This window comes from Streptomyces sp. NPDC060035 (genome assembly GCF_042736635.1).
In the GTDB taxonomy this organism is placed as follows: Bacteria; Actinomycetota; Actinomycetes; order Streptomycetales; family Streptomycetaceae; genus Streptomyces.
In genome coordinates, this window is the sequence record NZ_JBHWVO010000021.1 from 58,681 (window position 1) to 73,279 (window position 14,599).

The following is a 14,599-nucleotide window of genomic DNA, read 5'->3' on the forward strand; positions in this document are numbered from 1 at the left end:
CGACGGCGGACCACGTGGGTGGTCCGCCGTCGGTGAGACAGGACGTGGGGAGCCCGGGGTGACCGTGGGTGCCCGGCGTGTGCGGGGGGTCCTGGCCGGCGCCTACCTGGCCGGCTTCTTGCCGGTGATGCCGAGGTGTACCAACAGGGCGAGGTTCGGCCGGAGTTCGGCCTGCTTCACGCCCCAGGTGGTGAAGCCCTTCTGGTGCGAGGCGACCGCGGCAAGCATCACGACCAGGGAGCCCGCCACCGCGGCGGGGCTGACGTCCTTGTCGACCTTGCCCTTGGACTGCAGCTCCTTGACCGAATCCGTCAGGGAGTTGGTGACCGAGTTCAGGATCTTCATGCGGATCTTGTTGAACCGTTTGTCGCCCTCGGCCGCACCGAGGTCGACGACGCGGAGGATCGCGTCGTTGCGCCGCCAGAAGTCGAGGAAGCCCTCGACGAGTTCTTCGGCTGTCTGCCAGCCGGCCTTGCCGATCCAGGAGCGGCCTGCGACCAGTTCGGTCAGTCCGGCACCCTCCTTGGCCATTTCCTCGGCGACTTCGAGGACGGCGCCCTCGACGTCGGGGAAATACTGGTAGAAGGTCGCGGGTGAAGTCCCCGCCTTCCGGGCCACGTCGATGACTTTGACGTCCCGGTACGGCGAGGAGCTGAGCATCTCGCTGAGGCAGTCGAGCAGCTTCTGCCGCGTCGCCTGACCGCGCCGACCAGCCACGCGGCCGTCGACGGTGCGCACTTGTCCTGTCATGCCGTCAGCTTACCGAGGGGTGATCGGAGCGCGATTTGACCGACTGCAAATGGGGAACGGCCCAGTGCGGACGGGGTGCACGGCGCATGTGTTCCACGGGGTCGTGGGCCGGTTCGGGGTGAGCGATCCGGGGCGGTGCGGAACCGGCCCGACGGGTGGGAGTCGCGGCGGAAGCCGCGCAGAGGGCCGCTGTTGCCCGCTCCGGAGTGATGGTCTTATCAACAGCCTGTGGATAACTTCGGTGGACAACTCTTGTCCACGAGGGACGCGGAACCTTCACGATTCGGGCGAATGTTCTATTTGGGCGTGTCGGGATGCTCGGGGCGCGCCACGCGGCGGCCGACGTTACGTTGACTGTGACGGGCGTCACCGCTACGGAAGGACCCGGGCCCATGGCCGCATTCGCGCAATCCGCGCCGTGCTGGGTGGATGTGCAGCTCTCCGACCTCGAAGCCGGCAAGCGCTTCTACGGCGGGCTCTTCGGCTGGACCTTCCGGGCGGGCGACGGCATGCCCTTCGCGGACGCCTTCAGCGACGGCAAGCTCGTCGCCGCACTCGCCGCCAAGCAGGACGGCCGTATGCCGACCACCTGGGGCGTCTACTTCTCCACCGACGACATCCTCGCCACCGTCGCCCTGATCCGTAAGGCGGGCGGCCAGATGATCACCGAACCGGTGCGGGCGGGCCGGGCCGGAGTCCTTGCCCAGGCGGCCGATCCCGGCGGTGCGGTCTTCGGGCTGTGGCAGGCGGGCGATCGCGCCGGTTTCGAGAAGCAGAACGAGCCGGGGGCCTTCTGCTGGACCGAGGTCTACACCCGGCAGCCGGAGCGCGTGGACGCCTTCTACGAGGAGGTCTTCGGCTTCCGGGGCACCGACCTCGACGAGACCGGCGGCGGGGACGCGGGCAGCGACGTACTCGGCGCGGACTTCCGCATGTGGTCCCCGGCCGGCAGCGATCCGGGGCCGGACACCGCGATCGGCGGGCGCAGCGTCATCACGGACGCCTTCCCCGAGATGATGCCCAGTTACTTCCTCAACTACTTCGCCGTAGCCGACTGCGTCCGGACCGTCGAGACCGCCGCACGGCTGGGTGGCCGGATCTCGGCTCCGCCGTTCGACATTCCGTACGGGCGCATGGCGGTCCTCCAGGACGACCAGGGTGCCGCCTTCGCCGTGCTGCAGCCGACCGAGCTGTTGCCGTAGGTGTCCTGAAAGGGGTGGAGTGCCACAAGACACCCCGATCCGCCCCCGGGTTCGCAACCAGGGCCTGAGACAGGAAGAATCAGGGTGCGCACCGCCAGGTGGTGCCCAGTGGTGAGACGCTGCACAGGGCGGGATTTCGCGGGCTTCTGTTCCTGAGGTCCGTACGGGGAGGTGGCAAGTGGTGGAGCAGCTGACGCAGCATGACCCGAGGCGGATCGGCCCGTTCGAGGTGCTGGGACGACTCGGGGCCGGCGGCATGGGGCTGGTCTATCTCGCGCGCTCGGCGTCGGGCCGGCGGGTGGCGATCAAGACGGTGCGTACGGAATTGGCCGAGGACCAGCTGTTCCGGGTCCGTTTCACGCGTGAGGTGGAAGCCGCCCGTGCGGTGAGCGGCTTCTACACCGCCGCCGTGGTCGACGCCGATCCGCGTGCGGCCGTGCCATGGCTGGCCACCGCCTATGTCCCCGCTCCCTCGCTCGAGGAGATAGTGAGTGAGTGCGGGCCGATGCCGACGCAGGCCGTACGGTGGCTGGCCGCGGGCATCGCCGAGGCCCTGCAGTCGATCCACGGGGCCGGACTCGTCCACCGCGACCTGAAGCCGTCCAATGTGCTGGTGGTCGAGGACGGGCCGCGGGTGATCGACTTCGGTATCGCCTCCGGTGTCTCCAACACCCGGCTGACCATGACGAACGTCGCGGTGGGCACACCCGCGTACATGTCTCCGGAACAGGCCCGCGACTCGCGCAGCGTGACGGGGGCCAGCGATGTGTTCTCGCTCGGCTCGACGCTGGTCTTCGCGGCGACCGGACACGCGCCGTTCCACGGGGCCAATCCCGTCGAGACCGTGTTCATGCTGCTGCGGGAGGGGCCCGACACGGAGGGGCTGCCCGACGACCTGCGTCCGCTGATCGAGTCCTGCATGCAGATGGACGCGACGCGGCGGCCCAGTCCGGCCGATCTGCAGGCCCAGCTCGCCCCGCACCTGTTCGCCTCCGGCAGCGACGACAGCGGTACGGCGTCGGCCTGGCTGCCGATCCCGGCGACCGCGATGATCGAGCAGCGGAGGGGCGGCGGCCGTACCGTTGCCGCGCCCGCGCCCGCTCCTGTGGCCGCGCCGCCCCAGCCGCCCGGCCCGCCGCCGGGCGCGGACTGGGACGGGGCCTGGCGCAGCGGCGGCGACGTCCGCACCGCACCCGCGCCGTCACCGGTGGCGCCCGCGCCCGACGGCGGCCCGGTACGGCTGGCCGGCGCGCACGTGGCGATCGGTCCGGGCCCGCGCCCCGTGGACGTACGGGGTGCGGCCGCCGCACACGCGGACCCGGCCACCGGCTGGGTGCGCCCGCCCGCCGGGCTGAACGGTGGGATCGCTCCGTCGGCGCCGGTGCCCGCCCCCGCGCCCTCCCCGGACACGGCGCCCGCAGCGCCGGACCGCTGGCGGCCGTGGCGTTTCCGCATGTCGAACGATGTGTGGGGCACGCCCGTCGTGGTCGGTGATCTGCTGTACGTGACGTCCTTCGAGGTCCACGCGCTGGATGTGGGCAACGGGCGCCGCCAGTTCAAGACCCGGGACGTGGCCTGGTCGATGGCCGTCGAGGGGGGCAGGATCCATGCCTCGGACGGGCCGTCCCTGTACGCGCTGGACGCGGCGACCGGCGCCGAGCGGTGGCGGCTGCAGACGGATGCGTGGGTGTACTCGCTGAAGGCCGACCGCGGCACCGTCCTGACCGGGACGCGCGGCGGTGGCGTACAGGCGTGGGAGGCGTCCAGCGGCGAGAAGCTGTGGGAGACCGGAGGCGTCCAGAGCGACTTCGAGACGCCCGAGGCCGGGCCCGTGATCCATGACGGCACGGTCTATCTCTGGCAGGACGCGCGACTGCGGGCCGTCGACGCCCGCACCGGCACGGAGCGGTGGTCCTACCCCATCGGCGACGCGGCCTCCTGCGGCGGTGTGCCCGTGCGGGTGGCCCCGGCGCCGGACGGCTTCGTGTACGTCGCCGCCGGAACCCGGGTGCTGGCCATGGACACGGTCTCGGGCAGGGTGCGCTGGCGCTTCGAGTCGCCGGCCGCCTTCCTGTCGCCGCCGTCCTTCGCGCCCGGACCCGCGGTCACCGGGGGCGGGGTCTACCTCGCCGACTACCTCGGCACCGTGTACGCGCTGGATGCGTCGACCGGCAAGGACCGGTGGCGGATCGCGACGGAGGCCCGGCAGTCCATCGAACCCGTGCTGGTCACGGCGGGGAACGTGCACGTCGGCAGTGGCAGTGCGCTGTACACGCTGGACGCGGTGACCGGCACCCCGAAGTGGCGGTTCGCGGCGGGCGGCGAGGTGGTGGGCGCACCGGTGGTCGCGGACGGCCGGGTCCACTTCGGCTCGGCGGACCACGTGCTGTACACGCTGGACGCGGCGGGCGGTCAGCTGCGCTGGAAGCTCGCCACGGGAGGCGAGATCACCGGCTCGCCGGTCGCGCAGGCGGGAGTCGTCTACGCCTGCAGCAAGGACCGGTGTGTGTACGCGCTGGACGCTCTGAAGGGGACGGGTACGGGGAGCCGCGCGGCACGGACGTGAGCCACCCGGGCCCGCCCCGCGCTCGGGGACGGAACCCCGGCGGGGGAGTGCGGCGGTCTCAAGGGGGTGGAGGGTGGTAGCGGTCGCGGTCCTCGTCCTGGACCGGATACGGGGCGGTGTCCTCGTCGGACCGGCCCCGGTGCTGGCCCGGCCCCGGCCCCGTGTAGGGGTCCGCCTCCGGCTCCGGCCACGGCGTCGTATGCGCCGACGGCCCCGGCTCCTGTGTCGGAGGCCAGGTGTCCGGACGGTCGTCGGGCGGTACGGGATACGGGGCGGGGGAGCGTCGTGCCCGTACGCCCCGCCGCCCCGACATCACCAGGGCACCCAGCACGAGCAGCACACCGCCCGCGGCTGCCTGCGCCACGCCCATCCGCAGCCCGGACCCGTCGCCGCCCACGGTCAGGCTGCCCGTCGCCTGCCCCTGACGGACCATCCACAGCACGGTGAAGCCCAGCACGATCAGGCCGGCCACGGCCACCACCCAGCGCGAACGGAACACCACGCCCACGAGGGCCACCAGGGCGGCGAAGAGGAACGGCAGCAGGATCGAGCCCAGCACGGACGACGACGTGCCGCTGATGCCGTTGAACAGGTCCTGGATGCGGTAGTCCCGCCCGAGGCGGCCGTCGTACCAATTCTGGAAGGGGCTCTGGACGGCGGCCGCCGCTCCCAGGAGAGCGAGGACGGAGCCGAGAACATTGCGGATCATCGTCAGCCTCCCGGGCCTGCGCGCACGCACACACTCACACCGCTCTCGGCCTCGACGCTACGCCCGGCCCCTCACCCGTGCCATCCGGAGACCATTGCCAGACCGTGACAGGGTCATGACTGGACTGCGGGTCTGCGGCGGGGATGCTGTGCGTTACGGTGTCGCGCGCCTGTGCGACGGCCGAAGAGGGACAGCAACAAGGGAGGCGGCATCGATGATGCAGCGACGCATGAGGTTCGCAGCGGTCCTGGTCGTGGTGGTGCTCGCACTCACCGGATTCTCGACCTCCAGCAGCGGCGGGAAGAGCCGCAGCGGCAAGAGCCACAGCTCGGGCGGCGGCTGCTCCAACTCGAAGAAGAGCAACGGAAGTTACCGGGATTACGACGACGATGACTACGACAGCTCGTCGAGCGGCTCGTCCGGTGGCTCCACCTACTCCACGCCGACCCCCACCGCGACCGCGACCGACGCCCCCGACGCCCGCGTCATCCGCTGCGCCCAGCCCCGCAAGGGCAAGCGCAAGGCCGTCACCACATCGACGGTCGAGATCCGGTCGACGGTGGCGGGCTCCCACACGTACGACGTGGATGTGACGTTCCTCGACGCGAGCGGCAGCATCGTCGACACGGGCGAGACCACGGTCGACCTCGACTACGACGAGGCCAGGACCCTGGCGGTCCGCATGGACAGCCCGCGCACGGTCTCCCGGGTGAAGCGCTGCCTGGTCACGGCGGAACTGCGCTACTGAATTCCCCGGCATGACCGGAAACCGTGGCCGCCGGAGGTACAGGTCGGGGCGGTGGGGCGGGGAGCACGAAGGAGGGCCCGAGCCGATCGGCTCAGGCCCTGTTCGCAGAAATACAGCGGCCGCGACGGCACCCCCTCCGCGCCGCCGCGGCCGCTCCCCGTGCGGGTGAGGTCTAGTTGGCCGGCTCGCCGGTGGCGTGGGCATCGGCCGGCTTGAGCGGCGAACCCGTTGCGTGGGCGTCCAGAGTGGTGATCTCCCCGCCCGTGGCGTGCGCATCCGTCGGCTTGAGCGGCGAGCCGGTGGCGTGGGCGTCCTGAGTGGTGATCTCCTCGCCGGTGGCGTGCGCGTCCGTCGGCTTGAGGATGTCGCTCTTGTCGGCCATGAAGTTCAACTCCTGAAAAGGTCTGACAGCGGATGGATGGGCCCGCCCGGCGGTTCCCCCGTGGATCGCCGGGCGGGCCTTCCAGGGCCGTTCACCTTAGTGGTGAGGCCACTCGGCAATCCGTCTGCCCCCCGACGCGACGGATCGATGAGTAAGAGAGTGCCGTGAGGCGATAAACGATTGATGAACGCGGGTCAGGAGGCCCTGGCAACCGGTGCCGGGTCCAGCATTGCGCGCACCGAGTCGGCCTCCGGGGAACCCAGTTCGTCGAACATCGAGAGAGCCTCGTTCCAGCAGACCTGTGCGCGGTCGGTCTGGCCGATGCCCGCCAGTCCGCGTCCCAGTGCGGTGAGGACGTTCGCGCGCCGCCATTCGCCGCCGATGCCCCGCAGGATCGCCAGTGCCTGCTCCGCATGTGACGCCGCGTGAGCCGGCTGGCGGATGGCGAGGTGCAGCTCGGCCAGCCGGAACAGGGTCATTCCGTGCCACAACTGCTGACGGCTGTCGCGGAATATCGACATGGCTTCGGTGAGCGCCTGCTGGGCGAGGCTCGTTCGGCCCGTACCGCTGAGGGCCAGTCCCAGGGCGTACTTTCCGTTGGCGAGGCGCAGGGCCAGACCCGAGGTGTCCGCCTCGTAGATGCCGACGCCCTGCTGGGCGAGATCCACCGCACTTGCCGTTCGCCCGGTGGCCAGGTGGACCCGGGACAGGTTGCACAGGGCCGATGCCTCGCCCGGCTTGTTGCCGTCGGAACGGAAGGCGGCCAGCGCCTGTGTCAGGTGTGTCTCGGCATCGGTGTGCCGGTTCTCGTAGAGGGCGATGATGCCCCGTTGATTGGGGACCTGTGCCAGCGAAACCGGGTCGTCGGCCAGCCGACCGAGATCGAGAGCGCGCTTGGCCTCGCTCTCCGCCTCGGCGAACCGCCCGGAGACGCTGAGGACATGGGTCAGCATCGTGCGGGCACGGCCTTCGGCCCGCGCGTCTCCCGCTGCCTGGGCGGCTTCGCTCACCGCTTTGGCCGCAGTGGCGAACTGGTGTGAGTTCGCGCCGGATTCGCCCAGGTCCACCACGGCCATGAGCAGGTCGGAAGCTCGCCGGGGCATGCCGGATCCCGCCGACTGGCGTGCGCAGGCCAGCAGCCCGCTGGACTCCGAGAAGAGCCAGTCCAGGGCGGTCTCGCGGACCTGGAAGGTGAGCCCGGGGTACTCGGTGCGCGAGAAGTGGTCGAGCACGCGCTCCCCCGGCCGCTCCAGCGCGTACACCCCCGCCGCCGTCGCCAGATAGAAGTCCAGCAGTCGCGACAGCGCCAGTTCCCTCTCCACCGGAGGCTGTTCGTCGCGTTCCGCGCATGCACGCGCGTAGAGGCGTACCAGGTCGTGGTAGCGATAGCGGCCCGGGGCCGCCGACTCCAGCAGGCTCGTGTCGACCAGGGCCTCCAGCAGGTCCTCCGCCGCGTGGATCTCCAGGTTCAAAAGGGCAGCCGCGGCCGCGAGGGAGATGTCCGGTCCGTCCGCCAGGCCCAGGAGGCGGAAGGCGCGGGCCTGCTGGGGCTCCAGCTGGCCGTAGCCGAGCTCGAAGGTGGCCTTCACCGCGAGGTCGCCCGCCTGCAGTTCGTCCAGCCTGCGGCGTTCGTCGGCGAGCTTCGAGGCCAGCACCGAGACCGTCCAGGTGCGGCGGGCGGCCAGCCGGGACGCGGCGATACGGATGGCCAGGGGCAGGAACCCGCACGAGGCGACCACGTCGAGGGCGGCCTCGCGTTCGGAGTTGACGCGTTCGGCGCCGACGATGCGGGTGAAGAGCTGCAGTGCTTCCTCGGGTGACATCACGTCCAGGTCCACCAGGTGCGCCCCCGCCAGGTCGACCATCCGGACCCGGCTGGTGACCAGCGCCGCGCAGCCCGCCGTACCCGGCAGCAGAGGGCGGATCTGGGCCGCGTCATGGGCGTTGTCCAGGAGGACGAGGATGCGGCGGCCGTCCAGGGTGGAGCGGTACAGGGCCGCCCGTTCGTCCAGGGAGTCCGGGATCGCCGGATCGGGCGTGCCCAGGGCGCGCAGGAACGCCCCGAGGACCGTCTCCGGTTCGGCGCCCTGGAGGTCCACGTACAGCTGGCCGTCGGGGAAGTGCGGGCGCGACTGGTGGGCGACGTGCACGGCCAGCGTCGTCTTGCCGACGCCGCCGATGCCGGCCAGGGCGGAGACGGCCATGACGGAGCCGTCGGCGGTGGCGAGCCGGTCGCCCAGCTCGCGTACGAAGGAGGAGCGGCCGGTGAAGTCCGGGACGGTGGCCGGGAGCTGGGCGGGGCGGACCGGGGCAGGGGCCGGGGACGGCTCGTCGGGCGAGCGGGCCAGCTCCTCGTCGGCCTGCAGGATCCGCTGCTGGAGCTGGGCCAGTTCGGGGCGCGGGTCGACACCCAGCTCCTCGGCGAGCAGCCGCCGGGTGTCCGCGTACACCGCGAGTGCCTCGGCCTGGCGGCCGCTGCGGTACAGGGCGACCATCAGCAGTTCGCGCAGCCGCTCGCGCAGCGGGTGCGCGGCGGTGAGTGCGGTCAGCTCCGAGACCGCCTCGGCGTGGCAGCCGACCTCCAGGTCCAGGTCGAGCCGGGTCTCGGTCAGCTGGAGACGCCACTCCTCCAGGCTGGTGCGCTGGTTCTCCGCGTACGGGCCGGGTACGGAAGCGAGCGCCTCGCCGTCCCACAGGCCGAGCAGCTTGTTGATCAGTGTGCGGGCCCGGCCGCGGTCCCCGCTGCCGCGCGCCTTCTCCGCCTCGGCGGCGAGGTCCTGCGCGAGAGTGAGGTCGAGCGCCTCGCGGCCGATCCGGATCGCGTAGCCGCCCGACTCGCTGACCAGGGTGTCCTGGCCGAGGATCTTGCGGAGCCGGGACGCGTACGTGCGTACCGCCGCGAGTGCCTGCGAGGGAGGGTCGTCGCCCCAGAGGGCGTCGATGAGCTCGGCGGCGGTGGCCGTGCGGCCGTCGCGCAGGAGCAGCGCGATCAGCAGGGCCCGTTGCTGCGGCGACCCGGACGCCAGGGCATCTCCGCCCCGCCAGGCACGTACGGGACCCAGCACGGCGAAGCGCAGTTCGGTGCCGGCCGCCCGTTCTTGTGCAGCACGCTGCTCCGGAACGCGCACACGAGGTCCGTTGTCGCGGCCCATTGATGCTCCCCCTGTCCTGCTTGCCCCGCCGGTCGTGCTCTGCTTCATGGCGCTGCTGGTATCGCGCTCAACAGTCTGCCTTGTTCCGGGTGGACTCGTCAGCATTGGGTGACGCTCTGCACAGGCCCTCGACATCGTTACGGGGGAGAGGGATTGTGCGGGGAAGTGTCGCTGTGTCAGGAATCCGGCGGGACACGGCCGCCGTCCGGGTGGCCGCGGACCTACGGGGCGCCCGACCGCGAGGCAGGGGCGTCCGGTTGCAAGGCAGGAGCCCCGCTTCCCCGCCGAGGCGGGGGAGCGGGGCTCCTTGGGTACTGCTAGCCAGCCGCGATCGGCCGACCCGGGCAACTAGGCCGGGGTGACGTTCTCAGCCTGCGGACCCTTGGGTCCCTGAGTGACGTCGAAGTTCACGACCTGGTTCTCCTCGAGGGAGCGGAACCCGGACGCGTTGATCGCGGAATAGTGGACGAAGACATCCGGGCCGCCGCCGTCCTGGGCGATGAAGCCGAAGCCCTTTTCAGCGTTGAACCACTTGACGGTTCCGGTAGCCATAAGCCCTCCTTGGGCCAAAGGGTTGCCCTGCTCCAGAACCTGCAAACAAGTCTGAAAACTACAAAAGCCTGCGGGTTACATGCTCCGCAGGCTCTGTACTGCAAGGGAAACCAAACTGCAACTTGCGGGCGAGCCTAGCACGCAGTCTGCGGGGAGCGGTAGAGGGAAAGATCACCTCGGTCGAACGTTTGGCGGACGAGCACATGAGGTGGCGGAGAAGGGTCCGGAGGGGTGCCGGACGAGGGTCGGGGAGCCGCCGGGGCGCCCCGATGGTGCCCGCCCGCGGGCACAGGTCTAGCCTCGCGATGTGGACAATTCAACCGTCTCTCCCGTAGAAGGCGACGACCGTCGCAGCAGGCCGCGCGTCGGCCACATCCAGTTCCTCAACTGCCTTCCCCTCTACTGGGGGCTGGCACGGACGGGAACCCTGCTCGATCTGGAGCTCTCGAAGGACACCCCGGAGAGGCTCAGCGAGCAGCTGATCAGGGGCGACCTCGACATCGGTCCCGTCACCCTGGTCGAGTTCCTGCGTAACGCCGACGACCTGGTCGCCCTCCCCGATATCGCGGTCGGCTGCGACGGGCCCGTGATGTCGTGCGTGATCGTGTCGCAGCTTCCGCTCGACCGACTCGACGGGGCCCGGGTGGCACTCGGCTCGACCTCGCGCACCTCCGTACGGCTCGCCCAGCTGCTGCTCGCCGAGCGCTACGGAGTCACGCCCGACTACTACACCTGCCCGCCGGATCTCGGCCTGATGATGCAGGAGGCCGACGCGGCGGTGCTGATCGGCGACGCCGCGCTGCGCGCCAATCTGCACGACGCCCCCCGGCTCGGGCTGCAGGTGCACGACCTGGGCCAGATGTGGAAGGAGTGGACGGGACTCCCGTTCGTCTTCGCGCTCTGGGCGGTCCGCAAGGACTATCTGGCCGCGCACCCCCTCTACGTCGAGAAGGTCCATGAGGCCTTCCTGGCCTCGCGCGACGTCTCGCTGGAGGAGGTCACGAAGGTGGCCGAGCAGGCGGCCCGCTGGGAGGCGTTCGACGCCGAGGTGCTGGAGCGCTACTTCACGACCCTGGACTTCCGCTTCGGCCGGGACCAGCTGGCCGGGGTGCGCGAGTTCGCCCGCAGGACGGGACCGACCACCGGCTTCCCCGCGGACGTGACGGTCGAGCTGCTCGGCGGCTGAGCCGGACACAACGGGAATGGTGCGGGAATAGATGAATCCCGTACCTTTCCCGGGCCCGCCGGTCCTTTATCGGTCTCCTCGCGCGACGGCCGTCGTCGGCATTCCGTTCCGGTAAAGGGACGAATGGACGGTGCCTGTCCCGTGCATCCGAAGCCGAATAGCGGACATCGCCCGGAACGCATCCGGCCGGCGTCCCGGAATCGCGCGGATGAACGGCGTATTCGCGCCTTTCGCTGTGGCGAAAACCGCCCTTCGTGCCCTTAGGGGCGAAATCGGCAGAAGGGTTCTCAGTGACCGCGTGACCTGTGCGCCCTAGGCTGCGGTCGGAGGTCCCAAAGGCCCACAGGGGGAGACCGTATGCAGCCGCTGGAAGCCGGCGAACCGCACACCATCGGTGCCTACCGGCTGCTCGGCCGGCTCGGGGCCGGCGGAATGGGCCGGGTCTATCTGGGCCGCAGCGCGGGCGGACGTACCGTCGCGGTCAAAGTCGTCCACCCCCACTTCGCCCTCGACGAGCAGTTCCGTGCCAGATTCCGGCGTGAGGTCGAAGCCGCCCGGCGGCTCGGGGCGCAGTGGACAGCCCCCGTCCTGGACGCCGACCCGGACGCGCCCGTGCCCTGGGTGGCCACCGGTTACGTCGCCGGGCCGCCACTGTCGGACGCGGTCACCCGGCACGGCCCGCTGCCCGAGTACGCGGTACGGACCCTGGGGGCCGGTCTCGGCGAGGCGCTCGACGCCGTGCACGCCCACGGCCTCATCCACCGGGACGTGAAACCGTCCAACGTCCTGCTGGCACTCGACGGCCCCCGGCTGATCGACTTCGGCATCGCCCGTGCCCTCGGCGCGACCGTCTCCCTCACCTCCACCGGGGTCTCGGTCGGCTCGCCCGGCTACATGGCCCCGGAACAGATCCGGGGCCTGGACATCTCCGGCGCGGCCGACGTCTTCTCGCTCGGTGCGGTCCTCGCGTACGCGGCGACGGGCAACGCCCCCTTCGCGGGCGACTCCTCCGCCGTACTCCTCTACAAGGTGGTGCACGAGGAACCCGAACTGGGCGACCTGGAGGGCGAACTGCGCGAGCTGGTGGCCGGGTGTCTCGCGAAGAACCCCCGGGACCGGCTCGCCCCGGCGGAGCTGGCCCGCAGACTCGCCCCGGGCGGGGCCGCCGCGCTGGTGGCGTCGGGCTGGCTGCCGAACTCCCTGGTACGCGAGGTCAGCCGGGCCGCGGTGGCACTGCTCGACCTGGAGCCGCAGGAAGCCCCGGTCCAGTCGGGCCCGGTGCCGTTCAGCAACGCGTCACTGGGGAGCGCGGCGCTCGGCACGTTCGGCCCGCCCCTCGCACCGCCCCTGCCACCGCCCACCGGCGGGTCCGACGGCAGGGCCGGCAGGGAGAGTTCGGCCGGTACGGGCGGCAGTGAGGGGACCGGCGTTCCCGGGCAGCGCGGATCCGGCGGCCGCATCGCCGTCGGCGTGAGCGCCGAGTCGCAGCCCGGGACGCGCCGGGGGCGGCGGGTGAGCTGCACCGTCGCGCTGGCCGTGGCCGGAGCACTCGCCGCCGTGACGCTCGGCACGGGGATGCTCCAGGACCTGCTGCAGGGCGGCGGCGACGACAACCGCCGCGACGGAGCCGCGCATCCCCCGGCCGCCACCCACTCGGAAAGCCCGGGGACGACCGCCCCGGAGCCGACCGCTCCGGGCGGCAGTTCGGTGAGCACGCTGCCCAAGGCGTTCGCCGGCACCTGGCAGGGCCCCACCACCGAACGCAGCGGGGTGTCGCACGGCACGCTCACCGCCGTGTTCACCGAAGGGAGGAAGGGCGAGGACGTGGTCCGCCTTTCGTACCGGCTCGATGCGATCGGCGTGACCGTCGTGTGCAAGGGCATCGGCAGACTCGTCTCCGGTACGGCCACGGAGGTGAAGATCCGGGAACGCACCGACCCGGACAACGCCGACGGCGTCCTGTGCACCGGCGACGATGCCGATCTGGTCTTCACCCTCACGGGCGGCACGCTCGGCTATCGCTCCGACGAGGAGGCCGCCGGCACCCCGAAGGGCACGCTCACCCGGTCCGACGACTGACCGCGGCAGGGGCTGGCGTACGCTGGATCGGTCCGTGGATCCGTAGAGAAACCGCCGAAAGGTGACAGCCCGGTGACCGAGAAGGCCGACCTTCAGCCCGTCCTCGACCGCGCCGCCGAAGGCGGGCGGATCTCCCCGGAGGAGGCGCTCGACCTGTACCGGTCGGCACCGCTGCACGCGCTGGGGGTGGCAGCCGATGCCGTACGCCGCCGTCGCTACGCGGGTACGGAGCACATCGCGACGTACATCATCGAGCGCAACATCAACTACACCAACGTGTGTGTCACGGCCTGCAAGTTCTGCGCCTTCTACGCAGCGCCCAAGGACACCGCCAAGGGCTGGTCCCGCGATCTCGACGACATCCTGCGCCGCTGCGCGGAGACCGTCGAGCTGGGCGGTACGCAGATCATGTTCCAGGGCGGTCACCACCCGGACTACGGCGTCGAGTACTACGAGGAACACTTCTCCGCGATCAAGAAGGCGTTCCCGCAGCTGGTCATCCACTCGCTCGGCGCCTCCGAGATCGAGCACATGGCGCGCATCTCCAACGTCTCCGCGAAGGAGGCCATCCAGCGGATCCACGCCGCCGGCCTCGACTCCTTCGCCGGTGCCGGCGCCGAGCTGCTGCCGGCCCGGCCGCGCAACGCGATCGCTCCGCTCAAGGAGTCGGGCGAGCGCTGGCTGGAGATCATGGAGATCGCCCACGGCCTCGGTGTCGAGTCCACCTCCACCATGCTGATGGGCACCGGCGAGACCAACGCCGAGCGCATCGAGCACCTGCGGATGATCCGCGACGTACAGGACCGGACGGGCGGCTTCCGCGCCTTCATCCCGTACACGTACCAGCCGGAGAACAACAAGCTGAAGGGCAGGACGCAGGCCACGCTCTTCGAGTACCTGCGGATGATCGCCATCGCCCGGCTCTTCCTCGACAACGTCGCCCACATCCAGGGCTCCTGGCTGACCACCGGCAAGGAGGTCGGCCAGCTGTCGCTGCACTACGGCGCGGACGACCTCGGCTCGATCATGCTGGAGGAGAACGTCGTCTCCTCGGCCGGCGCCAAGCACCGCTCGAACCGCCTGGAGATCATCGACCTGATCCGCAAGGCGGGCCGGGTGCCGGCGCAGCGCGCCACGACGTACGAGCACCTCGTCGTCCACGACGACCCGGCGAACGACCCGGTCGACGAGCGGGTCGCCTCGCACATCTCGTCCACGGCGATCGCGGGCGGCACAGCGCACCCCGAGCTGAAGCTGCTGAGCGCCAACTAGT

General features: G+C 71.0%; 11 protein-coding genes. 6 read left to right on the top strand and 5 right to left on the bottom strand.

Translation table 11 applies throughout. The annotated features are described in order from the left end of the window. Positions 1–102: 102 nt before the first annotated feature. Positions 103–750, bottom strand: a complete 648-nt coding sequence (locus ACFWBQ_RS28290) for a TetR family transcriptional regulator (RefSeq protein WP_385501372.1) — start codon at positions 748–750, stop codon at positions 103–105. A gap of 392 nt (positions 751–1,142) precedes the next feature. On the opposite strand from ACFWBQ_RS28290, the gene ACFWBQ_RS28295 reads away from it, so the two are divergent. Continuing rightward, the gene (locus tag ACFWBQ_RS28295) at positions 1,143–1,952 is read left to right on the top strand and encodes a VOC family protein (protein ID WP_385501377.1); all 810 of its coding nucleotides are present in this window, start codon (positions 1,143–1,145) and stop codon (positions 1,950–1,952) included. Positions 1,953–2,130: 178 nt separating this feature from the next. Further along, positions 2,131–4,518 carry a PQQ-binding-like beta-propeller repeat protein gene (locus ACFWBQ_RS28300; RefSeq protein WP_385501379.1) on the top strand — a complete coding sequence of 796 codons (2,388 nt, stop codon included), beginning with the start codon at positions 2,131–2,133 and terminating at the stop codon, positions 4,516–4,518. 58 nt (positions 4,519–4,576) lie between these two features. Here the strand turns inward: ACFWBQ_RS28300 and ACFWBQ_RS28305 are convergent, their stop codons facing one another. Further along, the gene (locus tag ACFWBQ_RS28305) at positions 4,577–5,227 is read right to left on the bottom strand and encodes a hypothetical protein (protein ID WP_385501383.1); all 651 of its coding nucleotides are present in this window, start codon (positions 5,225–5,227) and stop codon (positions 4,577–4,579) included. A gap of 214 nt (positions 5,228–5,441) precedes the next feature. Between ACFWBQ_RS28305 and ACFWBQ_RS28310 the strand changes: the two genes are divergently transcribed. Then, a complete protein-coding gene (locus ACFWBQ_RS28310) occupies positions 5,442–5,975 on the top strand; it encodes a hypothetical protein (protein ID WP_385501387.1) in 534 nt (177 codons plus the stop codon). Between the two features lie 172 nt (positions 5,976–6,147). On the opposite strand, the gene ACFWBQ_RS28315 is transcribed toward ACFWBQ_RS28310, so the two are convergent. The 3 genes from ACFWBQ_RS28315 to ACFWBQ_RS28325 form a co-directional block, all read right to left on the bottom strand. Further along, a complete protein-coding gene (locus ACFWBQ_RS28315) occupies positions 6,148–6,357 on the bottom strand; it encodes a hypothetical protein (RefSeq protein ID WP_385501392.1) in 210 nt (69 codons plus the stop codon). A gap of 194 nt (positions 6,358–6,551) precedes the next feature. Further along, the gene (locus ACFWBQ_RS28320) at positions 6,552–9,509 is read right to left on the bottom strand and encodes a BTAD domain-containing putative transcriptional regulator (RefSeq protein ID WP_385501399.1); all 2,958 of its coding nucleotides are present in this window, start codon (positions 9,507–9,509) and stop codon (positions 6,552–6,554) included. A gap of 348 nt (positions 9,510–9,857) precedes the next feature. Then, positions 9,858–10,061 (bottom strand): cold-shock protein, encoded by a 204-nt coding sequence (locus tag ACFWBQ_RS28325; protein ID WP_003967102.1) that lies wholly within the window; start codon positions 10,059–10,061, stop codon positions 9,858–9,860. A gap of 307 nt (positions 10,062–10,368) precedes the next feature. On the opposite strand from ACFWBQ_RS28325, the gene ACFWBQ_RS28330 reads away from it, so the two are divergent. The 3 genes from ACFWBQ_RS28330 to mqnC all read left to right on the top strand — a co-directional run bounded on the left by ACFWBQ_RS28330 (position 10,369) and on the right by mqnC (position 14,598). After that, complete coding sequence (locus ACFWBQ_RS28330; RefSeq protein ID WP_385501410.1) at positions 10,369–11,247, top strand: menaquinone biosynthetic enzyme MqnA/MqnD family protein; 879 nt, start codon at positions 10,369–10,371, stop codon at positions 11,245–11,247. A 357-nt stretch (positions 11,248–11,604) separates the two neighbouring features. Then, the gene (locus ACFWBQ_RS28335) at positions 11,605–13,326 is read left to right on the top strand and encodes a serine/threonine-protein kinase (RefSeq protein WP_385501415.1); all 1,722 of its coding nucleotides are present in this window, start codon (positions 11,605–11,607) and stop codon (positions 13,324–13,326) included. 72 nt (positions 13,327–13,398) lie between these two features. Next, positions 13,399–14,598, top strand: coding sequence for a cyclic dehypoxanthinyl futalosine synthase (mqnC, locus tag ACFWBQ_RS28340; protein ID WP_385501419.1), 1,200 nt, complete (start codon positions 13,399–13,401; stop codon positions 14,596–14,598). Position 14,599 lies beyond the last annotated feature (1 nt).

What these genes read in the sequence shown, in the direction of transcription:
- ACFWBQ_RS28290 (WP_385501372.1), bottom strand. Translation starts at nt 750, where the DNA reads ATGACAGGACAAGTGCGCACCGTCGACGGCCGCGTGGCTGGTCGGCGC.
- ACFWBQ_RS28295 (WP_385501377.1), top strand. Translation starts at nt 1,143, where the DNA reads ATGGCCGCATTCGCGCAATCCGCGCCGTGCTGGGTGGATGTGCAGCTC.
- ACFWBQ_RS28305 (WP_385501383.1), bottom strand. Translation starts at nt 5,227, where the DNA reads ATGATCCGCAATGTTCTCGGCTCCGTCCTCGCTCTCCTGGGAGCGGCG.
- ACFWBQ_RS28310 (WP_385501387.1), top strand. Translation starts at nt 5,442, where the DNA reads ATGATGCAGCGACGCATGAGGTTCGCAGCGGTCCTGGTCGTGGTGGTG.
- ACFWBQ_RS28315 (WP_385501392.1), bottom strand. Translation starts at nt 6,357, where the DNA reads ATGGCCGACAAGAGCGACATCCTCAAGCCGACGGACGCGCACGCCACC.
- ACFWBQ_RS28320 (WP_385501399.1), bottom strand. Translation starts at nt 9,509, where the DNA reads ATGGGCCGCGACAACGGACCTCGTGTGCGCGTTCCGGAGCAGCGTGCT.
- ACFWBQ_RS28325 (WP_003967102.1), bottom strand. Translation starts at nt 10,061, where the DNA reads ATGGCTACCGGAACCGTCAAGTGGTTCAACGCTGAAAAGGGCTTCGGC.
- ACFWBQ_RS28335 (WP_385501415.1), top strand. Translation starts at nt 11,605, where the DNA reads ATGCAGCCGCTGGAAGCCGGCGAACCGCACACCATCGGTGCCTACCGG.